This is a genomic window from Streptomyces sp. NPDC021080 (genome assembly GCF_044333225.1).
Classification (GTDB): Bacteria; Actinomycetota; Actinomycetes; order Streptomycetales; family Streptomycetaceae; genus Streptomyces.
Genome location: NZ_JBIRQM010000018.1, coordinates 151,372 through 173,669, shown reverse-complemented (window position 1 = coordinate 173,669; position 22,298 = coordinate 151,372). Strand labels below are relative to the sequence as shown.

General features: G+C 71.8%; 21 protein-coding genes. 15 read left to right on the top strand and 6 right to left on the bottom strand.

The window, feature by feature from the left end:
• Positions 1-31 precede the first annotated feature (31 nt).
• Positions 32-991, bottom strand: coding sequence for an AbfB domain-containing protein (locus ACH4S8_RS36170; RefSeq protein WP_398401851.1), 960 nt, complete (start codon positions 989-991; stop codon positions 32-34).
• A gap of 409 nt (positions 992-1,400) precedes the next feature.
• Between ACH4S8_RS36170 and ACH4S8_RS36165 the strand changes: the two genes are divergently transcribed.
• Positions 1,401-1,766, top strand: a complete 366-nt coding sequence (locus tag ACH4S8_RS36165; protein ID WP_398401849.1) for a VOC family protein — start codon at positions 1,401-1,403, stop codon at positions 1,764-1,766.
• Here the strand turns inward: ACH4S8_RS36165 and ACH4S8_RS36160 are convergent.
• Positions 1,755-2,855, bottom strand: a complete 1,101-nt coding sequence (locus ACH4S8_RS36160) for a hypothetical protein (protein WP_398401848.1) — start codon at positions 2,853-2,855, stop codon at positions 1,755-1,757. The two genes, ACH4S8_RS36165 and ACH4S8_RS36160, sit on opposite strands and share 12 nt — an antisense overlap.
• 284 nt (positions 2,856-3,139) lie before the next feature.
• On the opposite strand from ACH4S8_RS36160, the gene ACH4S8_RS36155 reads away from it, so the two are divergent.
• From ACH4S8_RS36155 to ACH4S8_RS36140, 4 genes are all read left to right on the top strand, one after another.
• The gene (locus tag ACH4S8_RS36155; RefSeq protein WP_398401846.1) at positions 3,140-3,460 is read left to right on the top strand and encodes a DMT family transporter; all 321 of its coding nucleotides are present in this window, start codon (positions 3,140-3,142) and stop codon (positions 3,458-3,460) included.
• 31 nt (positions 3,461-3,491) lie between these two features.
• A complete protein-coding gene (locus tag ACH4S8_RS36150; protein ID WP_398401844.1) occupies positions 3,492-4,064 on the top strand; it encodes a TetR/AcrR family transcriptional regulator in 573 nt (190 codons plus the stop codon).
• Between the two features lie 206 nt (positions 4,065-4,270).
• Positions 4,271-5,260, top strand: a complete 990-nt coding sequence (gene dapD, locus ACH4S8_RS36145) for a 2,3,4,5-tetrahydropyridine-2,6-dicarboxylate N-succinyltransferase (RefSeq protein WP_398401842.1) — start codon at positions 4,271-4,273, stop codon at positions 5,258-5,260.
• A gap of 132 nt (positions 5,261-5,392) precedes the next feature.
• Complete coding sequence (locus ACH4S8_RS36140; RefSeq protein ID WP_398401840.1) at positions 5,393-5,818, top strand: hypothetical protein; 426 nt, start codon at positions 5,393-5,395, stop codon at positions 5,816-5,818.
• 117 nt (positions 5,819-5,935) lie between these two features.
• Here the strand turns inward: ACH4S8_RS36140 and ACH4S8_RS36135 are convergent, their stop codons facing one another.
• Positions 5,936-6,439, bottom strand: coding sequence for a hypothetical protein (locus tag ACH4S8_RS36135; protein ID WP_398401838.1), 504 nt, complete (start codon positions 6,437-6,439; stop codon positions 5,936-5,938).
• A gap of 149 nt (positions 6,440-6,588) precedes the next feature.
• Between ACH4S8_RS36135 and ACH4S8_RS36130 the strand changes: the two genes are divergently transcribed.
• A complete protein-coding gene (locus tag ACH4S8_RS36130; RefSeq protein WP_398401907.1) occupies positions 6,589-7,149 on the top strand; it encodes a SigE family RNA polymerase sigma factor in 561 nt (186 codons plus the stop codon).
• Positions 7,146-8,354, top strand: coding sequence for a WD40 repeat domain-containing protein (locus tag ACH4S8_RS36125; protein WP_398401836.1), 1,209 nt, complete (start codon positions 7,146-7,148; stop codon positions 8,352-8,354). The genes ACH4S8_RS36130 and ACH4S8_RS36125 overlap by 4 nt, the downstream gene beginning before the upstream one ends.
• 53 nt (positions 8,355-8,407) lie before the next feature.
• Here the strand turns inward: ACH4S8_RS36125 and dapA are convergent, their stop codons facing one another.
• Positions 8,408-9,322 (bottom strand): 4-hydroxy-tetrahydrodipicolinate synthase, encoded by a 915-nt coding sequence (dapA, locus tag ACH4S8_RS36120; RefSeq protein ID WP_398401834.1) that lies wholly within the window; start codon positions 9,320-9,322, stop codon positions 8,408-8,410.
• 174 nt (positions 9,323-9,496) lie between these two features.
• Here dapA and ACH4S8_RS36115 point away from each other — a divergent pair, with 174 nt between their 5' ends.
• The 4 genes from ACH4S8_RS36115 (at position 9,497) to ACH4S8_RS36100 (ending at position 12,124) form a co-directional block, all read left to right on the top strand.
• Positions 9,497-9,643 (top strand): hypothetical protein, encoded by a 147-nt coding sequence (locus ACH4S8_RS36115; RefSeq protein WP_398401832.1) that lies wholly within the window; start codon positions 9,497-9,499, stop codon positions 9,641-9,643.
• Complete coding sequence (locus ACH4S8_RS36110) at positions 9,640-10,302, top strand: hypothetical protein (protein ID WP_398401830.1); 663 nt, start codon at positions 9,640-9,642, stop codon at positions 10,300-10,302. The genes ACH4S8_RS36115 and ACH4S8_RS36110 overlap by 4 nt, the downstream gene beginning before the upstream one ends.
• A gap of 321 nt (positions 10,303-10,623) precedes the next feature.
• Positions 10,624-11,373 (top strand): ArsR/SmtB family transcription factor, encoded by a 750-nt coding sequence (locus tag ACH4S8_RS36105; protein ID WP_398401828.1) that lies wholly within the window; start codon positions 10,624-10,626, stop codon positions 11,371-11,373.
• Between the two features lie 19 nt (positions 11,374-11,392).
• Positions 11,393-12,124, top strand: a complete 732-nt coding sequence (locus tag ACH4S8_RS36100; protein ID WP_398401826.1) for an SRPBCC domain-containing protein — start codon at positions 11,393-11,395, stop codon at positions 12,122-12,124.
• Between the two features lie 84 nt (positions 12,125-12,208).
• On the opposite strand, the gene ACH4S8_RS36095 is transcribed toward ACH4S8_RS36100, so the two are convergent.
• Positions 12,209-14,035, bottom strand: coding sequence for an endonuclease/exonuclease/phosphatase family protein (locus tag ACH4S8_RS36095; protein WP_398401824.1), 1,827 nt, complete (start codon positions 14,033-14,035; stop codon positions 12,209-12,211).
• 300 nt (positions 14,036-14,335) lie between these two features.
• On the opposite strand from ACH4S8_RS36095, the gene ACH4S8_RS36090 reads away from it, so the two are divergent.
• The 3 genes from ACH4S8_RS36090 (at position 14,336) to ACH4S8_RS36080 (ending at position 19,692) form a co-directional block, all read left to right on the top strand.
• Entirely contained in the window at positions 14,336-15,760 is a 1,425-nt protein-coding gene (locus tag ACH4S8_RS36090) for a hypothetical protein (protein WP_398401822.1), read from the top strand.
• Positions 15,761-16,139: 379 nt separating this feature from the next.
• Positions 16,140-17,597 carry an alkaline phosphatase PhoX gene (locus tag ACH4S8_RS36085; protein ID WP_398401820.1) on the top strand — a complete coding sequence of 486 codons (1,458 nt, stop codon included), beginning with the start codon at positions 16,140-16,142 and terminating at the stop codon, positions 17,595-17,597.
• Between the two features lie 505 nt (positions 17,598-18,102).
• A complete protein-coding gene (locus ACH4S8_RS36080) occupies positions 18,103-19,692 on the top strand; it encodes a TROVE domain-containing protein (protein WP_398401818.1) in 1,590 nt (529 codons plus the stop codon).
• Between the two features lie 103 nt (positions 19,693-19,795).
• On the opposite strand, the gene ACH4S8_RS36075 is transcribed toward ACH4S8_RS36080, so the two are convergent.
• Positions 19,796-21,244, bottom strand: coding sequence for an MFS transporter (locus ACH4S8_RS36075; RefSeq protein ID WP_398401816.1), 1,449 nt, complete (start codon positions 21,242-21,244; stop codon positions 19,796-19,798).
• A gap of 136 nt (positions 21,245-21,380) precedes the next feature.
• On the opposite strand from ACH4S8_RS36075, the gene ACH4S8_RS36070 reads away from it, so the two are divergent.
• The gene (locus tag ACH4S8_RS36070) at positions 21,381-21,947 is read left to right on the top strand and encodes a TetR/AcrR family transcriptional regulator (RefSeq protein WP_398401814.1); all 567 of its coding nucleotides are present in this window, start codon (positions 21,381-21,383) and stop codon (positions 21,945-21,947) included.
• Positions 21,948-22,298: the final 351 nt, after the last annotated feature.

Sequence of the window (22,298 nt, the reverse complement as noted above, 5' to 3'; positions counted from 1 at the left end):
CCCGTTTCGCGTTCCCGGGCGGGCCCCGGGTTCAGGCCAGGCCCCGCACCAGGCGGAACGCCGAGTCCTCCCCGTAGAGCCTGTCGCGCTCGTGACGCCCGAGGACGAGCTGGAAGTTGCGGTGGCGCAGGAAACGGCCCGGGTAGTTGACCGACTCCAGCCTGACCGCGTCCGAGTGGGAGGACGCCCGCGGGCAGAACGTGGCGTCCTCCCGGAAGAGGGCGGAGCCGTCGTTGCGGTCGGCGTGCAGGACGAAGTCGCGGTGGCGCAGGTAGGAGCCGTCGCCGGTGGCGAAGGAGTAGCAGGAGGACTTGGCCAGTCCCGGGACCACCTTGAAACTGGCGGCCCGCCGGGTCGCGGCCGAACTGGACGGGCTCACCTGGTCGAGCCGGATCTGACCGTCACTCAGGTGCCAGTACCGGTCGGGGTAGTTGACCGACCGGACCGACTTCAGCACCGAGGCCGGCCGGGGTGCGGAAGCGGTGCCGGACGCGGTGGGCGCCGACTTCCCGGGTGCGGTCCGGCCGCCGGAACCCTTGCCCGACGGCGTCGGCGACGCGGAGGCCCGTGACGCGGAATCAGGTGAGGCCGAGCGTGAAGTCCCCGGTGAGGACAGGGCGTTCTTGCCGGACGGGGCCGTGGTCGTACCCGCGGGCGCTGCGGGGGCGCCGAGGAGGAACGGATTCGCCGTGTCGGACGTGGTCCTGTTGCCCGCGCCACGTGACGAAGCGTCGGAAGACGTCGTCTGTACGGAGATCACGGCGATGGTGGCGATGGTGACGGCCACCGCGAGCCCGCCGGCCAGCCAGAGCCGCCGCGTTCCCGGCAGCCTGCCCTCGTCCGCTCCGACCGCCTCCCAGGGCGCCGGGGACACGGGAACGAGGTCGGCCGACACCGGGTAGGGCGCGCCGCGCGGGGTGGGGCGCCAGGGCACGATCTCCCTGGAGCGGGTGGATCCGTCGGGGCCGGATCCGGGTGTCACTTCTGGCATGCGCGTTCCTAAGCGGGGGGAGGGCGAGCGCGTGAGAGGGCGAAGCGAGGGGTGGAGGATGAGTGCGGCACACGGAGCGGGGTGGCCATGAAGACCCGGTGTGCGGCTGGTGAAACAGTAGTGGAAATGGTGACTACTGAGCAGTCGTTTCCCGCGGCCGTGCAGGTATTTACGTGCGGCTCTTTTCGGACAATCGCCCACAGAGGATGGGGAGTTGGGTCGGGTCGGCGCTCATCAGGGGTGAGGGCCGACGGGTGGTCGGGCGAGAGCGCCCGCGGGGAGCGGCCGGCCCGGGTGTGTGCACCGTGCCTGTCGGCGGAGGCCTCGTCGCCGGGGAGCGTGCCTGCGGGGGTGGGGGCACCGGTGCGCCTGCCGGCCGAGCCTTCGTCGCCGCGGGAGACTGCCGTTCATGGCTGTCTCCTTCTACCAACTGGTCGTCGACGCCCACGACCTGCCGGCGCTCGCCCGCTTCTGGTGCCAGGTCCTCGACTGGCAGGTGCTGTTCGAGGAGGAGGACGAGATCGTCATCGGAGCCGACGCGCACGCGCTGCCCGGAATCTGCTTCGTGCCCGTGGGCGAGCGCAAGACCGTCAAGAACCGTCTTCACATCGATCTCACGCCGGACGACCGGGACGCCGAGGTCGAGCGGATCCTCGCTCTCGGGGCGCGCCGGGCCGATGTGGGGCAGGGCGAGGACGTCACCTGGACCGTCCTCGCCGACCTCGAGGGCAACGAGTTCTGTGTGCTGCGGCCGAAGAAGTCGCTACTCGACTGACCCCGGCGTCCCCGGCCCGCCGGGCGCCTCCGGCCCACCGGGTGCGGCAGGCCCCTCGGGCGTGCCGGGTCCGCCGGGCGCCTCCGTGACGGCGGCCGCGCGCATCAGCACGTCCGCCAGACCTTCCCTGCGGATGCGCTGGTCGATGTACAGCAGACTGCCGACCAGCGGCATGAACACCAGGGAGAAGAGCTGGACGAAGAGGCTCGCGATCGTCGAGAGCACCAGGGAGCGCCCCATGGAGGGCAGGATCTGGGCGTAGACCTCGGTCACGCTCACGGGTTCCTGTGCCGACGAGAGGTCGTACGGCTGCGGGGTGGGCATCGCCAACTGGAACGGCACGTTGACCACGAGGGAGACGATGAGCGTGATCAGGCCGCCCAGCAGCAGGATGCCGAACGTACGCCACCACGCGCCGCGGACCAGTCGGGCCGACCGGCGCATCGCCGTCACCGGAGAGGCCCCCTCCAGGACGGCGGCGGCCGGGGCGAAGCTGAACCGGACGAACAGCCAGACCGCCAGCGGTATCGCGAGCAGCATGACCAGAGGGAAGAGGCTGAACGCCACGAGCGGAGCCTTGCTCGCGATCGCGGCCAGCAGCAGCCCGAACAGCACGACGAGGAGAACCAGCGGGACCACCACGACCAGGCCCAGCAGCAGCGTCACCCCGAGCACGGACGGGGTGCGCGACCAGGCGCGCTTCCACACGGCCCCGACCTGCGCCCGGCGCCCGAGCACGGCGTCGTGCAGGGTCGCCGCGGACGAGGCCTGGACGAAGGAACTCGCCACCAGCGAGACCACCATGCCCACGACCCACACGGCGCCGAACGCGATCAGGACGGTCCGCAGATCGGTCCAGTCGACGGACCGGGGCGCCGCGATGATGCGGTCCAGCTGGGTCTTCACCGAGAGGTAGGCGAGGTAGTCGAGACCCAGGGTCAGGCCCGCCAGGATCGCGACGCCCAAGAAGGTGAGCCCGAACAGCGGCTTCGCGTAGCGGCGCATCGTGGCGAAGGCGCCGCCGAGGATGTGGTCCACACCGAGCGGGGCCAGGGGGATCACACCCGGCTTGGGCGGTGGCGGCGGCATCCAGCCCCAGCCGCCCGGGGCACCCCAGTACGGCCCTGACGGTCCCGACGGTCCCGACGGCCCTGACGGTCCCCACCCAGAACTGTCCGACATGCCTCTCGCACTCCATATGTTGTTGATGTTGTCGGGAGTCTGTTCGACTCCGGCCCCCTTGTGATCGCGAACCATATCTGCTGGGGCTCGTGGTGCCCATGGCATATACGCGATCCATACGCGCCGGGCCGCGGACGGGAGGTGCGTACGCCTGTACACATCCCGCGTGCCCCATGTGTACAGTCGTACATATGGGATACGTGCTGCTCGCCGGTGCCATCGCGGCCGAGGTCGGGGCGACCACCGCGATGAAGTACACGGAGGGCTTCAGCAGGCTGTGGCCGTCCTTGGCGACCGTCCTCGGATACGTCGTCGCCTTCGCGCTGCTGGCGCAGACCCTGAAGACCGTCTCCGTCGGCACGGCCTACGCGATCTGGGCCGGCGTCGGCACCGCCGCCATCGCCGTGATCGGCATGCTGTTCCTCGGCGAGGGGCTCACGGCCGCGAAGGCCGCCGGGATCGTCCTGATCATCGGCGGGGTCGTCCTGCTGAACCTGGGCGGGGCGCACTGATGTCCGGGCCCGGCGCGGCGGGCGGCCGGCCGTGACGGCGCGGCGGTACGACCCCGAGCGGCGGCAGCGGATCATCGACGCGGCGATCCGTGTCGTGGGCGCCAAGGGCATCGCCGGGCTCAGCCACCGCTCCGTCGCGGCCGAGGCCGACGTGCCGCTCGGCTCCACCACGTACCACTTCAAGACCCTCGACGAACTCATGGTCGCGGCCCTGCGCCAGGCGAACGAGGGCTTCGCCAAGGTGCTCGCCGCACGCGGCACCCTGGAGGACACCCACGCGGACCTGGCCGCCGAACTCGCCGGACTGATCGGCGAATGGCTGGCCGGTGACCGTACGGGCGTGGAGCTGGAGTACGAGCTCTACCTCGCCGCCCTGCGCAGACCCGCGCTGCGCCCGGTGGCCGCCGAGTGGATCGACAGCCTCGTCGGCCCGCTGACCCACCGCACGGACCCGGTCACCGCACGGGCGCTCGTCGCGCTGCTGGACGGCATCTGTCTCCAGGTACTGCTGACGGGCACCACCTACGACGAGGGGTACGCGCGGGAGGTGCTGGCCCGGATCCTGGGGAGCGGCGAGGGAGCCGGGGAAGACCCGGGGCGGTGAGGCGAGGGTCCGGAGAAGGGGCCGGGGTGGTGAGCCGAAGGGTCCGGAGAAGGGGCCGGGGTGGTGAGCCGAGGGGTCCGGGAAGGGGCCGGGGCGGGAAAGCCAGGAGGGCCGGGGGCGGTTCGGGCCGCGACCGGACGCCCGCTCACCGAGACGCCCCGCGCACCGGTTCGCTCGCGCGGCCCCCGTCAAGTTAGGTTGCATCCATGACCGACACGACTGCTTCTCGTACCACCGGCGCCGTCGCCGCCGGGCTCGCCACCCTCACCGCCGACGGCACCGTTCTCGACACCTGGTTCCCCGCCCCCGAACTGTCCGCCGAGCCCGGTCCGGCCGGCACCGAGCGGCTGTCCGCCGAGCGGGCCGTGGAACTCCTCGGCGAGGGAGCCGCGCAGGCCATCGGCCCGGACGCCCGCCGGGGCGTCGAGGTGGTCGCGGTCCGTACGGTCATCGCCTCGCTGGAGGACAAGCCGCTCGACGCGCACGACGCGTACCTGCGCCTGCACCTCCTCTCGCACCGCCTGGTCAAGCCGCACGGCCAGAACCTGGACGGTCTGTTCGGGCTGCTCGCCAATGTCGCCTGGACCTCGCTCGGCCCGGTCGCCGTCGACGACGTCGAGAAGGTCCGGCTGAACGCGCGTGCCGCCGGCCTGCACCTCCAGGTGACCTCCATCGACAAGTTCCCGCGCATGACGGACTACGTCGCTCCCAAGGGCGTCCGCATCGCCGACGCCGACCGGGTCCGCCTCGGCGCGCACCTCGCCGAGGGCACGACCGTCATGCACGAGGGCTTCGTGAACTTCAACGCGGGCACGCTCGGCACCTCCATGGTCGAGGGCCGCATCTCCGCCGGTGTCGTCGTCGGCGACGGTTCGGACATCGGCGGCGGCGCGTCCACCATGGGCACGCTCTCGGGCGGCGGCAACGTCCGTATCACCATCGGCGAGCGCTGCCTCGTCGGCGCCGAGGCGGGCGTCGGCATCGCGCTCGGCGACGAGTGTGTGGTCGAGGCCGGGCTGTACGTCACCGCGGGTACGCGCGTGACGATGCCCGACGGCGACATCGTCAAGGCCCGCGAGCTGTCCGGGGCTTCGAACATCCTCTTCCGCCGCAACTCGGTCACCGGAACCGTCGAGGCCCGCCCGAACAACGCGGTCTGGGGCGGCCTGAACGAGATCCTGCACAGCCACAACTGATCAGGGGCGGCCGTGACGTACGGCCGCCTGACCGGTCGACGTGTTGACCTGCTGCCGAACTGGCGGAGCCTGTCGACGTCGGTCACCATTGAGCGCCCTTCCACGGCCCGAGGCCGGCCCGGGAGGGCGCTCGTGCGTGAGTACCGCATGAGGAGTTCGCTCCACTTCGGCCTCGCCCGGCTCTCCGAGCCGTTCCCTGTCCAGGGGCCCGACCCGGCGCGGGTCCTCGCGCTCCTGGAGGAGCGCCCGGAGGAAGAGGACTTCGAAGGGATCGAGGACTTCGACCAGGCGTACGAGGCCTGGGGCGAGAAGTGGGACCCGGTGATGCGGAATCCCGAGCGGACGGTCGGCGCCGTCGTCCTCTGCCATGCGGGCTGCGCCTACCGCCGGTGGCTCGTCGTGAGCGGTCCCGAACGCGGTCGTACCTGGTCCGACGACCGGGTCGACGAGCGGGACCTCGAGCCGCTGCTCGGGCCGGAGCAGGAACCGGTCACCTTCTCCCGTCGGTATCGGGACCGGTTGGCGGAAGAGCTCCGAGCGGCCGAAGGGAACCGGTGACGGACCCGGCCGGAGGCCTTGGCGTCGGACTGCCCCTGATCGCCCGGTTCCACCGGCGACCACGGGCAGCACCGTGGCTCGTCGACCAGGAGTTCCCGCTGTCGTGGGAGGGCATCTCTACGTCGCGAGGCTCTTCGCGAACTCCCTCAGGGCCTCGAAGTCGCTCTCGCGCAGGCCCAGACGGGGGTTGACGTGGTGCAGGAGGGCGGGGGCCGGGTGGCGGGCGGCCACGAACGTGTCGTCGGGAGGGCCCTGTTCGTCGTCCACCCAGGCGAACGGGCGGCCCCCGGCGTAGTCCACGATGCGTTCCGTCTTCCAGTGGACACCGTCGGGGCGCTCGTCGAAGAGGGCGCCGGTGAAGTCGACCCAGGGGAGTTCGGGCAGGCCGATCACGGGGGCGATCCAGCGGTTCGCGGCGTCCATCCAGGTGGTGGCCCAGCACAGGTCGTAGCCGAGGTCGAGGAGAGCGCGGCCGTGGCCGGGGTGGAGCCAGACGCGCAGCGGCCGGCCGGGGTGCAGGGCCACCCGGATCGTGGTGTACCCCGCGGGCCGGCGCTCCTTCTGGGCCGCGTACGGATTGAGCGGGCCGTCGACGTCGAGGAACAGCAGGGGGCGGCTCATCGGGTCACGGTAGAGGACAGCGGGTCCGGGGGCGGGAGGATTTCTCGCGGTTCGATCATCACGGGGAGGCATAGCGGGGGGCGGCGGCGCGCGTCATCAGGGGCACAGGGGTGGGACACACGAGGCCTGCCGAGGAAGAGAAGGTGACGATGGATGCCGAAGGGCTCGAAAGCTTCAGACAGTTCGTGGCCGGTAGGTCCGCCGCCCTGCTGAGGACGGCCGTGCTGCTCAGCGGCGGCGACCGGCACGCGGGGGAGGACCTGTTGCAGAGCGCCCTGGCCAAGGCCGCCGGCCGCTGGCACCGCATCGACGAACCCGAGGCGTACGTACGGCAGGTGCTCTACCGCCAGCAGATCAGCCGCTGGCGGCTGAAGTGGCGGCGACGCGAGTTCAGCGTCGCCGAACCACCCGAGAACGGACCGCCGGGCACCGACACGGCGGCCGCCGCCGACCTGCGCCTGGTGATGCGCGAGGCGCTGTCCCGGCTCACCGCGCGCCAGCGGACCGTCCTGGTGCTGCGGTACTTCGAGGACCTGCCGGAGGCCGACGTGGCCCGGCTGCTGGGCTGCTCCGTGGGGACCGTGCGGTCCACCACCCACCGCTCCCTGGCCCGGCTGCGCACCCTCGCGCCCGAACTGGCCGCCCTCGCCCCGGCCGTCGGCGGACAGCCGGCGTCCCGTGACTACTCGCCCGTGGAGGTACGGCCGTGAACGTCGAGGAACTGGTGCGTGAGGCGCTGCGCGAGCAGGCCGCCGAACAGCCGCCGCCCGGCTCCGGCCTCGCCGACCGGGTGCTGACCGTGCGCAGACGCAGCCGGAACCGGCGCATCGTGTCCGCCGCCGTGGCCGTGGCCGCGGTGCTCACCGCCGTCGTCGGGGTGCCGCGGCTGGAGTCCGGCGGGCACGACGTACGGCCGTCGGGCGTGGTGAAACACGACGACCGGATCGACGCGCAGCCGGCGCAGTCGCCGCCGCGCAGGACGGTCGGAGCGGGAAACACGGTGATGGCCGCGTACTTCACCGAGAAGACCCACTGGCAGACCTCCCGCCAGGGCGTCGGGGTGCGCACCTACTCGCTGCTGAACCCGAAGTCCGGCCGCTACGAGAAGACCACCCGATGGTCGTGGGTCGCGGTGGCCCCGGGCCTGCGGACCGCCGCCGTACTGGAGCAGCACCTGCCGGTGCGCCGGATCGGGCTGCTCGACCTCACCAGCGGCAAGGTGGAGCGGTGGATCCCGGTCGACCACCCGGTGGGCGGTCTCGAGTTCTCGCCCGACGGCACGAAGCTCCTCGCGACGACGTACGACAAGAACCCCGACCACCGGACCAAGGAGGAGGGGAATCAGCCCATCAAGCCCTACGACTCCGTCCGCACCGGGTTCCACATCTTCGACGTGGCGTCGGGGAAGGGCTCCTGGGCCCCGGTGACGGTCGAGCCGGACATCATGGGCAACTCGCTGAACGTCCGCCAGGACTTCCACTTCTGCCGCGACGGGAAGACCGTCTGGGGCGGGCAGCCGAGCAAGCCGTACATGCGTTTCTACGACGCCTCCGGACACAAGGTGAGCGTGTCCGACGGGGAGCAGTACCGCGACTGGTTCGTCGACGCCGGCCTGTCGCCCGACGGCTCCAAGCTCGCCGGGGATTTCGCGGGCGAGAAGTGGCACACCTCCTCGTGGCTCCTCGACCCGCGCACCGGCAAGCACATGGCCGAGATCCACGGCCAGCAACTGCTCGCCTGGGTGAACGAGAAGTCCCTCATCGCCTGGGACCTCGGCAAGGCGGACAAGAACGAGTTCCATCCGCGGCTGGTGCTGGTCACGATCGGCAGCGACAAGGAGGTGCCGCTCAGCGGCTTCCTCCATGGCAGCGACGTCAGCGAGGGACGCTGGGAGCCCGTCTTCGCCCGGCGCTGAGCCGCTGCCCCGCGGGTTCTGGGGCCGGGCGGACGGGAATTGTCAGACAGGCCCTAGACCGGCGCGAGCTCGTCCGTGACCTGCGCCAGTACCGCCCGCAGCCCGTCGGCCGTCTCCCGGCCGGCGGGCCGCAGCGGTGCCCGGACCGGGCCCGCCGGCAGCCCGAGCGCGGCCAGCAGTGCCTTCGCGGTGACCGTGCCGGGCAGGTCCGCCGCCATCATCGCCTCGATCAGCGGCACGGCCCGCCGCATCAGCCGGGTCGCCCCTGCCGTGTCGCCGGCGTCGAACGTGTCGAGCACGGACCGCATCAGTCCCGGCACGACGTTCGCCACCGTGCTGACGTACCCGGCGGCCCCCACCGCGTACAGGGCGAGCGCGTGCTCGTCGCAGCCCGCGTAGTACGCCAGATCCGTCAGCGCGAGCACCTTCTGGGTGCCGAGGAAGTCGTAGGAGCAGTCCTTCACGGCCACGATCCGGGGGTGCGCGGCGAGCCGGACCATCGTGCCGGGCTCGATGCGGGTGCCGGTGCGGCCGGGGATGTCATAGAGCATGACCGGCAGCGCGCTCGCGTCGGCGACCTCGGTGAAGTGCGCCTCCAGCGCGTCCTGCGGCGGCTTCGAGTAGTACGGGGTGACGACGAGCACGCCGTCCGCGCCCGCCTCACCGGCCGCCAGGGCGAGGCCGACCGTGTGCCGGGTGTCGGACGAGCCGACGCCCGTGACCAGGCGGGCCCGGTCGCCGACCGCTTCGCGGACCGCACGGACCAGCGCGGACTTCTCGGCGTCCGAGGTGGTCGGCGATTCGCCCGTGGTGCCGTTCAGCACCAGGCCGTCGCAGCCCTCGCGCACCAGGCGGTCGGCCAGGCGCCGGGCGCCGTCGAGGTCGAGTGCGCCCGCCTCGGTGAACGGTGTGATCATCGCGCAGAGCGCCCGGCCGAAGGGTGCCGGAGACCGGTCGGAGTTCGTCATACGAGCAGTTTCGGCGCGATGACCGTACAGCTCCACTTAAATCTTCTACGGGATATCGATTAGCGCTGCTGAGATGTTCTGCCGGGTCCCCGGCCCGAGGCCCCATGTCCCTTTCGGCCCTTCATGGGCCACCATGGATCGGAAGGTCACCGACCGCAGGTCATGGGAGGCGTCATGAGGCTCGGCAAGGCACTCGCCACCGGAGTCGCGGAGGAAGTCGCGCGGGAAGAGACCACGGCACCCGAGGATGCGCTCGAACTCCCCGGGAACGTCGAGGAGTCGGAGACGTCCGTGCCCGACGGGGTTCCGGCCGGACGATGAGGCTGCGGCTCCCCGAGGAACGCCCGACGGAGCCGCCGACCGGATACAAGATCGCCCACCCGGTGCTGTCCCGGGACGGCACCCGGGCCGGGTTCACCGGAGTGTCGCTGGGCGGAGCGCTGCCGTACGGAGTGCTGGACGAGGCGCGCTGTGTCTACGGACGGCGGCATCGCGCGCCGCACCGCCGCTGCGACTGCGGCTTCCACTGTGTGCACGAGTCCGCCGTCGCCGAGGCGATGCTGTGCACCGCCGAACACCGCGCCGCCGTCCTCCTCGAAGTCTCCGTCCTCGGCGCGTACATCCGCTTCGAGCGGGGGTTCCGCTACGCCCGCCAGCGGGTGCGCGGTGCCACCGTCGGCCCGTGCGACTGCGGCGCCGTGGCCGCGGCGCTGGCCGACGCCGGCTGGGGCCGTCCGGGCTGGCGCGCCCTGACGGCCGCCTGTGCGGGATGCGTGCGCGGCCGTACGTCGCTCTCGCTCGCCTCCTTCGCGCGGCTGGCCGGTGAGGGCCTGCGGGTCCGGGCCGCCGGTGGTTCCGTGGCCGCCCCGGCCGGCCTCGGGGTGTCGGAGCTGGCCGCGGAGGCCGCACTGCTCCAAGCCCGACTCGACTGGTTCCAGAGCCAGTTGGCCCGGCTGCACGACCGGGGAACGCAGGAATAGCGCGGGCCGGTCCGGGGGCCGCCCCGGTCCGGCCGCCTCGGCCTGAACCCGGGTCCGCACCTCGGCCCGAGCCCGGGTCCGCACCTCGGCCCGAGCCTCGGGCCCGCAGCTCGTATCCGCCCAGGGTGTCCCGGCCGCCTCCGCGGGCACCGGCGCGACACTCGTTTCCGCCTTCTCCCGCGCCGCTCCGCCGAAGCCCGCCGGGAGCGTCCGGAGCGCCCGCCCTCGTGGCGCGCGGGCCACCCGGGAGTCCCGGACGCGCGACCCACCGACGATTCGAATCGTCTGGACAAAAAAAGTTTTCGGTGGGAGGGTGGAGTCATGTTGGACGTGACCGTGATCGAGGACGCCGAGGCCGCCGCCGTGTCGCTGGACCCCGTACGGGCCCGGCTGCTCGCCGAGCTGGCCGCCGGACCCGCGTCGGCCGCCATGCTGGCCGGCAAGGTCGGCCTCCCCCGGCAGAAGGTGAACTATCACCTCAAGACGCTGGAGCGGCACGGCCTGGTCGAGCTGGCGGGCGAGCGCCGCAAGGGGAATGTCACCGAGCGGTTGATGCGCGCGACCGCGGCGTCGTACGTCATCTCGCCGCAGGCGCTGGCCGCCGTGCAGCCCGATCCGGACCGCTTCCGGGACCAACTGTCCGCCCGCTGGCTCCTCGCGCTCGGCGCCCGGCTCGTCCGGGACGTCGGCTCCCTCGTCACCGGAGCCGCGAAGGCCCGCAAGCGGCTGGCGACGTACGCGCTCGACGGTGAGGTGACCTTCGCGTCGGCGGCCGACCGGGCCGCGTTCATCGAGGAGCTGACGGCCGGGGTGAGCGCGCTCATCCGCAAGTACCACGACGGGGACGCGGAGGCCGGGCGCCCGCACCGGATCGTCGTCGCCGTGCACCCCGCGGTCAGACCCGAGGCCGCGGCCGGACCCGAGGCCGTGACGCGGACCGGATCCGCGGCGGGATCCGGATCCGCCGCGCAGACCGAAGTCGTCGTAGGGACCGAAGCCCCGGTGCAGGCCGAGGGTGTCGCGCAGGCCGAAGTCGTGGAAGCCCCCGTGGGTCCCGAAGCCACCCACTGATCATCCAGGAGTCATCATCATGCCCAAGGAATTCGAGGTCGCCCGCGAGTACGAGGTCGGCGTTCCGCCCGGTCAGGTGTGGGACGCGATCACCAGCGGCAGCGGCGGCTGGCTGTGGCCCATGGAGTTCGAGCCCCGCGAGGGCGGTGCCGGACCCTTCGGCAGCGTCATCACCACCTGGGACCCGCCGCACCGGCTGACCGTGCGCACCGAGGACGTCGGATTCCCGACGCAGAGCCTCAACCAGATCGACCACACCATCGAGCCCCGCGACGACGGCCGCAGCTCCTGGGTCCGCTATGTGCACAGCGGCATCTTCACCGACGACTGGGACAACCAGTACGACGGAGCCGACAAGCACACCGACTTCTATCTGCACACCCTGCGCGAGTACGTGACCCACTTCGCGGGCCGCCCGGTGGCCTTCGCGACCTTCGACGGGCCCGGCGCCTCCACGGGCACCGACGCCTTCACGGCCGTCGGACGGGCCCTCGGTCTCGCGGAGGACACCGCCGAGGGCGCGCGGGTGCGGGCGCAGGGTCCCGGTGGCGAGGGCTTCGACGCCGTACTCGACTACCGCAACCCGTACTTCATCGGGCTGCGCACCGACGGCGCGCTCATCCGCTTCTTCGGCCGCGGCCGCTGGGGCGCACCGGTGGGCATGAGCGTCCACGACTTCGCCCCCGGTGCCGACGCCAAGGGCAACGAGACGGCCTGGAAGGGCTGGCTCGACGAGGTCTTCGCGGGCTGACCCGCGGGCGGGGAGCGAACGCTCCGGACAGACGAAGAGCCCGGCCCCCCGGACGAAGGGGCCGGGCTCTTCGCCTGCGTGGGACTACGGACGGAACCGCAGCACCTGCGGGTCGTGGTCGCTGATCTGGTCGGAGAACTCCGAGTTGATGTGCACGCTGTCGTACTCCAGGTCGCAGCCCTTGCGGATCGAGGGGCTGACCAGGATCTGGTCGAGGACCTGGGCGTTGCCCTGGTAGTCGTACGTGTAACGCTGGCTCTTCGGCAGCGACTTGATCGCCGACCAGAGTTCGCCGTCGCCCTCCAGGATCTTGGCGGTCTCGGAGAACTCGAAGTCGTTCATGTCGCCGAGTGCGATGACGTCGGCGTTCTTCTGCGTCTTCAGGATCTCATCGACGAAGGCGTTCACCACGGTCGCCTGGGCGTGCCGCTGCACCTCGGAGCTGCGCGTCGGCGGCTGGTACTGCGCGGTCAGCCCCTGGTCACCGCCCTTGGAGTTGAGGTGGTTGGCGATCACGAAGACCGTCCGGCCGCGGAAGACGAACTCGCTCGCGAGCGGCTTGCGGCTGCTCTTCCAGGCCTCGTTCGCCGGGTCGATGCGGCCCGGGGACGCGGTGAGCTGCGCCTTGCCGTGCACCTTCGTGACACCGACGGCGGTCGTCGAGTCGCCGCCCGCGCGGTCGGTGAACGAGACCCGCTCGGGGTTGAAGAGGAAGACCTGGCGGATGTTGCCGCCGGGCTCGCCGCCGTCCTGGTCGTTGACCGGGTCGATGGAGCGCCAGTCGTACTTCGGGCCGCCCGCCGCGACGATCGCGTCGATCAGCTTGTTCACCGTCTGGTCGGCGGCGACCGTGCCGTCGTCCGTCGCGCCGTTGTTGTCCTGGATCTCCTCCAGGGACACGATGTCGGGCGAGTTCAGGTTGTTCACGATCGCGGACGCGTGCGCGGCGAACGTGCCGTCGCCCGGGTCCAGGTTCTCGACGTTGTACGTCGCCACCGCCAGCTCGCCGCGCGCCTGCTTGCGCGTGGTCTCGCGCTCCAGGCCGCCCTTCTGAAGGGTGCCCAGCTGGTTGGCGACCAGGGTGTAGCCGCCGAACTGGTTGTAGTCGAGCGGACCCGCCGTGGTGCCGGTGAGCTTGTCGCCGACGTTCGCGGCCGGGAAGTCGGCGGTCGCGCCGAGGGACTGGACCTGTATGCGTCCCGTGTTCTGCGAGGTGTACGAGCCGTACACCGTGCCGCCGCGGCGCGTGGCGTGCTCGTGCGGCTTCACCGTGACCCACAGCTCGCTGTAGGGGTCGGTGGCGGTGACCACGCGGGTGTCGGCGACCTGGACGTTCATGCCCTCGAGGGACTCGTAGTGGTCCAGGGCGTACTTCGCCGGCTCCAGGGTGAGGGCGTTGACCGAACCGCCCGCGGCGGTGTCGCCGGCCGGGGCGTAGTCGTCCGGCACGGACTTGGCGTCGACGACCGTCGCGGCCGGGACGGGGTTGCCGCTGGAGACGACGGTGACCGTCGGCTTGGTGACCTCGGTGACCGACTGGTTGCCGGTGGAGACGCCGCCCGGGACGTACTCCGAGACCGTGCCCGTCACCGTGACCGAGTCGCCGACGGCGACCTTGGGGGCGGAGCTGGTGAAGACGAAGACGCCCTCACTGGTGGCGGGGTCGGCGTCCGGGGTGGGGTCCTGGAACCAGAAGCCCTTGGACGAACCGTACGTCCGCACACCGGTGACGATGCCGGGCACGTCGGTGACCTTCGTGCCCGCGAGGGGGGAGGTCCGGGTGGTGCCCTGGATGTCGTGGATGTGGACGGTGTCCGCCCGGGCCGGTGTGGTGAGCACGACGGCGGAGACGGTGGAACAGACCGCGGCGACGGTCAGCGCGCCGATGCGCGCGGTTCTCTTGCTCGGCAAGGGAATCCCTCCGGGGACGTTCATGAGCGTCGGGACGAGGGTGGACTGGTGGGGGGAGCGCGAACTGCTTGCGGGCCAGTGACGCGCGTAGAAGGGCTCGGCTGTACGGCCGTTGAACTTCTACGCGCGTCAATCTCGTGTGTGACGGGGGGAGTTGTCAAGGTTTCGACGGTGTACGAGACCTGTCGGATACATGAACCGGGCGGCATGGGTGGAAATCCGTCTAGGCTGAGCAGTTGGCACCTGCCTGCCTGCCCGCCCGCCCTGCCCGTCGTGGTCGTTCGGAGGAGAACCCAGCCGATGTCAGACAGCTCTTCCCTGCCGCCCGTGCGGCTGCACTCCGAGGCTCGGCTGGCGCGGGACGCTCTCGCCGTGCCGCTGCTCTCCCGCGCCGCACGGCTGGCCCGCTGGGCAGGCCCCGCCACCCGTGTCGGTGCCGGGGGCGAACTCGACGAGGAACAGCTTCCCGAAGCGGCCGGCGTGCTCGGACTGTCCGGCGACGACGCCGCCGCCCTCGCCTCCGAGGCCTGGCGGGTGGCCGTCGACACCGGGCTCGTCGAGATCGTGGACGAGGAGGAGGGCACCGTCTCCGCGGGCGAGGACCTCGCCCTGCTCACCTCCGGGGCCCCGCAGGACGTCCTCGGTATCTGGCTCGGCGCGCTCGACGCCGTCCTGGCCGACGCGAGCGTGCCCGACCTCGGGGATCTCGTCGACGCCATGGACGAGGGGGGAGAGATCGACCTCTCCTCGCTGGACTGGGACCCGGAGGCGGAGTCCGAGTTCCTCGACGGGGTGCTCGGCAACCTCTATCTGCTGACCGTCGGCGAGGACGCGCTCGGCGGGGTGTCGGTGCCGCTGCCCGCCCTCGCCGCCTCGATGATCCTGCCCGACGACATGGGAGAGCCCACCAACGACGTCCTGGAACAGGTCTCGGACGCCATGATGCGGCTCGACGACCAGTTCCGGCTGCTGGAGCCCGTCGGACTCGTCGACTTCCAGCCCGTCGACGAAGCCCTGATGGCGGACACCGCCGAGGAGCCGGCCCCGGCCGACGACATGGACGTGTCGCGGTACGGGGTGGTGCGTCTGACACCGCTCGGTCTGTACGGGCTGCGCGCCCGGCTGATCGAGGCGGGTTTCTCCGCCCCCGCGGTGGGCGAGCTGACCGACAAGGGCGCGGACACGCTGCTGGACGGCACGGCAGGCTTCCCGCCGACCGCCGCGCAGGCCGAGATCGAGCAGTGGCTCGCCCGGCGTGAACCGCTCTCCGCCGCACAGGAGTTGCTCTCCGCCGCGCGCGGAGCGGACCCGGGCGGCCCGCTGCGCCGCCTGCACTGCCAGCAGGCGCTCGCGCTCGTCGGGGCGGAGGCCGAGCCCGCGCTGCGCGAGGTGCTCGACGACGCCGAGCTGGGCGGTCTCGCCCGGGTCTGGCTCTCCGAGCGCGGCGCGGCCGACGTGCCCCCGCCCTCCGAGGCGATGGTCTTCTGGCTGACCATCGACACGGTGGCGGCGCAGCTCGCCGCCGAGGGGAACTCCGACGAACTGCAGGCCCTGGTCGAGGGCCTGGCCCGGCAGCACGGCGGCTTCTTCGACACGGCCTGGCGGGTCGAGCACCCCGCCGCCCCGGACGTCCTGGAGGCCATGGGCCGTCTGCACCCCGACAAGAAGGTCGCCAAGGAGGCCCGCAAGGCGGCGTTCAAGGCCCGGTCGCAACAGGGAGCGTGACCCCCCCCGGCCCGGTGAGGTGCCCCGGGGCGGGATGCCGGGTGGCTGTGCTCTGCCCGGGGCCCAGGGGCCCGATGCTGTGGCACCCGCGACCCGGGTGCTGTGCCCCGGGGTGCGGGGTGCCTGTTCTGTGACGGACCCGGCCCGGGTGCCGGGTGTCAGTGCCCGGGCCGGGGCCAGAGGCCCGGCCGGGAGCGGGTGGGCTGTTCCGCGGAGCGGTCCGTTCCCCTGCGCCGGTCGGGTGGATTCACGCAAGCGGGACCTCGGAAGTCGGCGCGCGTTCAACCCGTGTTCAGACGGGGACGGGACGGTGTGGCCGCGAACCGAGGTCCGGCCACCCCCCACGACAGTCCGAGTCCACCGTCACAGGAGACATCACATGTCGCTCTCTCGCAGGGACTTCGCCCGGCAGTCCGCGATCACCGGCGCAGGCGTGGTCCTGATCGGCAGCGTGGGCGCCCTCGCCACCGCGCCCAACGCGCTCGCCGCCACGGAGACGGAGACCGAGGGCACGGGTGAGGGCTCGGCGGAGACCCGCCACGGCGGCGTAGGCTACGGCCCGCTCGTCACCGATCCCAAGGGCCTCCTCTCGCTGCCCGCCGGCTTCTCCTACCGTGTCATCACCTACAGCGGCCGCACCAAGCTGGACTCGGGTGAGTTCACGCCGTCCAACCACGACGGCACCTCCACCTTCCAGGGTCCGCGCGGCGCCACCCTCCTCGTCAACAACCACGAGCTCAAGGGTCCCCGCTCCGGCTGGACACACCCCGTGCCGCTCACCGAGGGACTCGTCTACGACCCGGCCGCGTCCGGCGGCTGCACCGTCGTCGAGGTACGCCACGACCACGTCGCCGAGTGGGTCGGCATCGCCGGCACCTCCACCAACTGCGCGGGCGGCAACACTCCTTGGGGCACCTGGCTCACCTGCGAGGAGACCGAGGACAAGGCCGGCCAGAACGGCATGACCAAGGACCACGGCTACGTGTTCGAGGTCGACCCGCAGGACCGGCGGCGCAACCGGAACCCCAAGCCCCTCAAGGCACTGGGCCGTTACGCCCACGAGGCCGTCGTCGTCGACCCCAAGCGGGGCCGGCTCTACCTCACCGAGGACGCCTCGGGCCCCAACGGCCTGCTGTACCGCTGGACGCCTCCGCAGGGCTTCGAGCACGGCCACGGACAGCTCGCCACCTTGGCCGACGACGCCGGAGCGCTCCAGGCGTTCAAGTGCTTCGACTCCGGCGGCAAGTTCGTCGACGACCTCTCCCGCGCCACCAGGATCGGCACGGTGTACGGCGTGGACTGGGTCGACGTCCCCGACCGCGACGCCACGGGCGTCTCCGTCCGCAAGCAGTTCACCGACGGCCAGGTCACCCGCGCCCGCAAGCTCGAAGGCATGTGGTGGGGCGACGGCGGCGCCTACATCGTCTCCTCCTACGCCCGCGCCGAGAGCCCCGGCCAGGCCCACGACGGAGCGGTCTGGTTCTACGACCCGGGGCGCCGCACCCTGACGCTGAAGGTCCTCATCGGCGTGAACCCCGACCCTTCCGCGGACGGCGCCTTCGACGGACCGGACAACATCACCGTCTCCCCGTACGGCGGCCTCGTCATCGCCGAGGACGGCGAAGGCGTCCAGCACCTCTTCGGCGCCACCGAGAGCGGCCGTACGTACCCGATCGCCCGCAACGAGCTCAACCTCGGCACCGCCGAGGCCCCGGAGTACAGCGAGTTCACCGGTGTCACCTTCTCGCCCGACGGCCGCACCCTCTTCGCCAACATCCAGGAACCGGGCATCATGCTCGCCATCACGGGCCCCTGGAAGCGGCAGAAGCGCGGCTGAACTCCCGCCGTTCTCCCCGGGAATTAAATCGCTCGCCGGACTCGCGGCGGCCCTCCTAAAGTGGTGCACGTCCAGGTGCGAAGGCAGGACCTACTTCCACTGATAATGGGGCGGTCGCGGGTTCGAGTCCCGCCGCCGGCACAACGCGCCGGTGTAGCTCAGGGGTTAGAGCACCTACGTCGGTTCCGCCGATCTCGATCTCTGGACACCACAACTTCATGCACCTCCCGGTGCGCGGGCCGCGGCTACTTCTCTTCCAAAGAATCCACGCCGCTGCCGACTTGATCTCGGGAGGCGCAGCTCATGGTGGGTGCCCGGTGCGCAGGCGACGGTTACTTCATCTGGGATCAGGAGGATGCGGGTTCAAATCCCGTCACCGACGTCCGGTCGGTGTGGCTCAACCCGGCCGAGCGCCTGCGTAAGCCCGTTGCCGAATTCTGACCTCGGACACCTTCCATTTGCTGCGCCTCCCTCCGAAAAACTCACGAATTCGGGGGAATTCACCATGGCACGCTTCAACAACAAGACGGCGAAGGCACAGCCCACCTCGCGCGTGACGTCCACCGGCCGAGTGCTGCGGACGCACCAGGGCGGCCTCGGCCGCGAGCGCGACGCACGCTCCGAGCTCTTCCTGCTCGCGATCGCCAACTTCGTTTCGCAGCAGACCTTCTACGAGACCGGCGACGCCCGCGACGACCGGTTCGCCGCGCTCGTGCGCGAGCTCGCCGTCACCGATCCGTCCTGGACCGCGGGTCTGCTCGGCTGGCTGCGCGGAGAGGGAAACCTGCGTACGGCCTCGCTCGTGGGCGCCGCCGAGTACGTGAAGGCACGCCTCGACGCGGGCGCCACCGACGGCCCGGCCAACCGGCAGGTCATCGCCTCCGTACTGCGCCGTCCGGACGAGCCGGGCGAGCTGCTCGCCTACTGGACCTCCCGGTACGGCCGCAGCGTGCCCAAGCCCGTCAAGCGGGGCGTCGCCGACGCCGTACGACGTATGTACAGCGCCAAGTCGCTGCTGAAGTACGACACCGCGTCCAAGGGCTACCGCTTCGGCGACATCCTCAACCTCGTGCACGCGGCGCCGGACCCGGACAAGCCGTGGCAGGGCGACCTGTTCCAGTACGCGCTGGACCGGCGCCACAACCCGGACACGGCCGTCGTCCCCAAGTCGCTGCCCGTGCTCGCCGCCCACCGCGACCTGATGGCGCTGCGGCCCGCCAAGCGGCGCAAGGTCGTCACCGGCTCGCAGGGCGCGCAGCGTCTGGCGGAGGCCGGCATGACCTGGGAGGCGCTGGCCGGCTGGCTCCAGGGACCGATGGACAAGGCGGCCTGGGAGGCCGTCATCCCGTCCATGGGTGCCATGGCGCTCGTCCGCAACCTGCGCAACTTCGACGAGGCCGGCGTCAGTGACGAGGTGGCGGCACAGGTCGCCGCGAAGATCAGCGACCCGGCGGAGGTCGCGCGCTCGCGGCAGTTCCCGTTCCGCTACCTCGCGGCCTACCAGCACGCGCCGTCGCTGCGCTGGTCGTACCCGCTGGAGCAGGCGCTCGGCCACTCGCTGGCCAACGTGCCCGCGCTGCCCGGCCGGACCCTGGTGCTCGTGGACCGTTCGGGCTCGATGTTCTACTCGCGGCTGTCGGAGCGCTCCGAGCTCAACCGGGCCGACGCGGCGGCGATCTTCGGCACGGCGCTCGCGCTGCGGGCGGCGGACGCGGACCTCGTCGAGTTCGGCACCACCAGCAAGCGAGTGGACTTCAGCGCGGGCGAGTCCGTGCTCAAGGTCATCGGACGGTTCGGCGACCTCGGCGGCACCGACACGACCGAGGCGGTCCGCGCGCACTACAAGAAGCACGACAGGGTCCTCATCGTCACCGACGAGCAGGCCATGTACAGCCAGTACGGCGACCCGACCGAGCAGGTGCCGGCGCACGTTCCGGTCTACACGTGGAACCTCGCCGGCTACCAGGCGGGCCACGGCCCCTCGGGCAAGGGCAACCGCCACACCTTCGGAGGGCTCTCGGACGCGGCTTTCCGGATGGTGCCGCTCCTCGAGTCGGCGCGGGACGCGGACTGGCCGTGGGCCCAGGCGGGCTGAGGCTCGGGGGCTGAGCGGTCGGGTCTGAAGCCCGGGGTGGGCGCGGTCCGTACTTCGGTACGGGCCGCGCCCTCGCGCGTGCCGGGTCCGGTGAGGACACCCCCTAGGCGCCGCGTTCGCGTCCGGCGCTCGTGATCACCAGCGCCGACAGCACCAGTGCGGCCAGGGCGATCAGGGAGCCGGCGCCGAACGCGCGGGCCGAGCCCTCGGTGAGGATCTCCGTGGGCGAGCCGTGGGCGTGCCGGGTCGCCGTGCCGAAGACGGTGACCAGGACGGAGAGCCCGAGGGTGCCGCCCAGCCACTGGAGGGTCTGGAGGAGTCCGGAGGCGGACCCCGCCTCCCGCGGTTCGACGCCCGCGAGGATGGTGGCGTTGAGCGGCAGGAAGCTCAGACCGACGCCCAGCCCCAGCAGCAGCAGTGGGCCGAGCAGGCCCACGAGGTAGCCGTCGCCGGGCTCCAGCCGCCACAGCCAGCCGCCCGCGACGGCGATCAGGGACATTCCGGTGAGCAGGACGGGCTTGGCGCCGAAGCGCTGGAGCAGCCGGGGCACGAAGCGCACGGTCGTGAACATCAGCAGGGTCATGGGAAGGAAGGCGAAGCCGGCGCGCAACGGGCTGTATCCCAGCGCCTGCTGGCCGACCAGCGTGAGGAAGTAGAACGCGCCGAACATGCCAGCGGGCAGCAGCAGGACACCGGCGTAGGCCCCGGCGCGGTTGCGGTGCGCGAACAGGCGCAGCGGCATGACGGGCTGCTCCGCGCGTGCCTCCACCAGGACGAAGCCGACGAGCAGGGCCGCCGCCGCGCCGAAGGCCGTCGTCGCCGGGGCGTCGCTCCAGCCCTCCTCCGAGACCCGGATGAACGCGTAGACCAGTGAGGCCGTGCCCGCTGTGCCGGTGAGGGCGCCGGCCGCGTCGAAGCGGCCCGCGTGACGCGGGGTCTCGGGGACGAAGCGGGGGAGGGCGGCGGCGACCGCGATGCCGATCGGCACGTTGATCAGCAGGGACCAGCGCCAGGACGCCCACGACGTGAGCATGCCGCCGAGGACCAGGCCGACGGACGCGCCGATCCCCGCCATCGAGGAGTAGATGCCGAGGGCGTGATGGCGCCGGGGGCCTTCGGGGAAGCTGGTGGTGATGAGGGCGAGGGTGCTGGGAGCGATGAGCGCGGCACCCACGCCTTGGAGCGCGCGGGCCGCGAGGAGCCAGGACCCTTCGGTGGCGAGGCCGCCGAGCAGGGAGGCGGCGGCGAAGAGGAGGGCGCCCGTGGCGAGGGTGCGGCGGCGGCCCGCGATGTCGCCGATCCGGCCGCCGAGGAGGAGCAGGCCGCCGAACGCGAGCGTGTACGTGTTGAGGACCCAGGACAGGCCGGTGGAGGTGTAGCCGAGGTCCCGCTGGATGTCCGGCAGTGCGACGTTGACGACGGTGGAGTCGACTCCGACCATCAGGTAGGCGGTCACGATCACGAGCAGGGTGGCGGCTGTGGTCGGACCGGCTGGGCCAAGTCGGCTCGTACGTAAGGTGGTTGACGGTGTGTCGGTGGACGGGGTGGGCATGGAGTTCTCCTGGTCCGGCGTCCCCGGTACGGTGCGGGTGGGCAGCGCGGACTGCTCGCCGAGATAAGCGGGGACTGTCTCCGTTTGACTCTCGCCAAGATACGGAGAGGGTCCCCGGTTCGCAAGGAGTATCTGAATGGCCCAGGTCAAGCCGATGCGGGCGGATGCGCGGCGGAACTATGAGCGGCTCCTCGAGGAGGCGGCGGCCGCGTTCGCCGAACACGGGGAACACGCGTCCCTGGACGACATCGCCAAGCGGGCCGGGGTGGGATCAGGGACGCTGTACCGGCACTTTCCCACCCGGCAGGCGCTGTTGGAGGCCGTCTACGTGGACGCCGTCGAGGCGCTCGCCGTCCGTGCGGACGAGCTCGCGGCCGAGCTGCCGCCGGGGGAGGCCCTCGTGGAGTGGCTCAACGAACTCGGCCTCGGGATGATCCAGGTCCGCGGGCTGAAAGCGCTGCTCGGGTCGGCCGTCGCGGACGGGAGCTCCGAGGTGCTGGCCCGGTGCGGGGCCTTTGTGAAGGGGGCGGCGGGGCGGCTGGTCGAGGCCGCTCAGCGGGAAGGGACCCTGCGGACCGACGTGGAGCCGATCGACGTGTTGCGGCTGGCGCACGGGGTGGCCACCGCGTCGGAGCTCGGGAGCGGGGACGGGGCGTACATCCGTCGGTATGTGTCGCTGCTGACGGAGGGGTTGCGGGCGTAGCGGGTTCGCTCGCGCCGGCCGTCGCGGGGTCGGTCCGGTTGGGGGTCGGGGCCGTGCCGGTGCATCAGCCCGTCGCCGTCGGGTGAGGTGTGGGCGTCGGTGGCGACGGGCATCGATGTACCGGCACGGCCCCTCCTGCCGGATCCCGGCTGCGGGTGCGTGGTGGTACCGGTCCGTATTCCGGCCCCGACCGGTCCACTTTTCAGTTCCGGCCGGGGAGGGTCCAGCCCCTCCGGCGTTTGAGGAGCGGGGTCTGGGGCGGAGCCCCAGGGGTGGGTCGGGCAGGGGCGGAGGGGGCGAGGAAACGCGGTGCCGGGGGCCGGGCTCTCGCCCCCGGCCGGGGGTGGCTCG

Excerpts from the sequence above, each read along its gene's own strand:
- ACH4S8_RS36170 (WP_398401851.1), bottom strand. The coding sequence starts at position 991 with ATGCCAGAAGTGACACCCGGATCCGGCCCCGACGGATCCACCCGCTCC.
- ACH4S8_RS36165 (WP_398401849.1), top strand. The coding sequence starts at position 1,401 with ATGGCTGTCTCCTTCTACCAACTGGTCGTCGACGCCCACGACCTGCCG.
- ACH4S8_RS36160 (WP_398401848.1), bottom strand. The coding sequence starts at position 2,855 with ATGCCGCCGCCACCGCCCAAGCCGGGTGTGATCCCCCTGGCCCCGCTC.
- ACH4S8_RS36155 (WP_398401846.1), top strand. The coding sequence starts at position 3,140 with ATGGGATACGTGCTGCTCGCCGGTGCCATCGCGGCCGAGGTCGGGGCG.
- dapD (WP_398401842.1), top strand. The coding sequence starts at position 4,271 with ATGACCGACACGACTGCTTCTCGTACCACCGGCGCCGTCGCCGCCGGG.
- ACH4S8_RS36135 (WP_398401838.1), bottom strand. The coding sequence starts at position 6,439 with ATGAGCCGCCCCCTGCTGTTCCTCGACGTCGACGGCCCGCTCAATCCG.
- ACH4S8_RS36130 (WP_398401907.1), top strand. The coding sequence starts at position 6,589 with ATGGATGCCGAAGGGCTCGAAAGCTTCAGACAGTTCGTGGCCGGTAGG.
- dapA (WP_398401834.1), bottom strand. The coding sequence starts at position 9,322 with ATGACGAACTCCGACCGGTCTCCGGCACCCTTCGGCCGGGCGCTCTGC.
- ACH4S8_RS36115 (WP_398401832.1), top strand. The coding sequence starts at position 9,497 with ATGAGGCTCGGCAAGGCACTCGCCACCGGAGTCGCGGAGGAAGTCGCG.
- ACH4S8_RS36110 (WP_398401830.1), top strand. The coding sequence starts at position 9,640 with ATGAGGCTGCGGCTCCCCGAGGAACGCCCGACGGAGCCGCCGACCGGA.
- ACH4S8_RS36105 (WP_398401828.1), top strand. The coding sequence starts at position 10,624 with ATGTTGGACGTGACCGTGATCGAGGACGCCGAGGCCGCCGCCGTGTCG.
- ACH4S8_RS36100 (WP_398401826.1), top strand. The coding sequence starts at position 11,393 with ATGCCCAAGGAATTCGAGGTCGCCCGCGAGTACGAGGTCGGCGTTCCG.
- ACH4S8_RS36090 (WP_398401822.1), top strand. The coding sequence starts at position 14,336 with ATGTCAGACAGCTCTTCCCTGCCGCCCGTGCGGCTGCACTCCGAGGCT.
- ACH4S8_RS36085 (WP_398401820.1), top strand. The coding sequence starts at position 16,140 with ATGTCGCTCTCTCGCAGGGACTTCGCCCGGCAGTCCGCGATCACCGGC.
- ACH4S8_RS36080 (WP_398401818.1), top strand. The coding sequence starts at position 18,103 with ATGGCACGCTTCAACAACAAGACGGCGAAGGCACAGCCCACCTCGCGC.
- ACH4S8_RS36075 (WP_398401816.1), bottom strand. The coding sequence starts at position 21,244 with ATGCCCACCCCGTCCACCGACACACCGTCAACCACCTTACGTACGAGC.
- ACH4S8_RS36070 (WP_398401814.1), top strand. The coding sequence starts at position 21,381 with ATGGCCCAGGTCAAGCCGATGCGGGCGGATGCGCGGCGGAACTATGAG.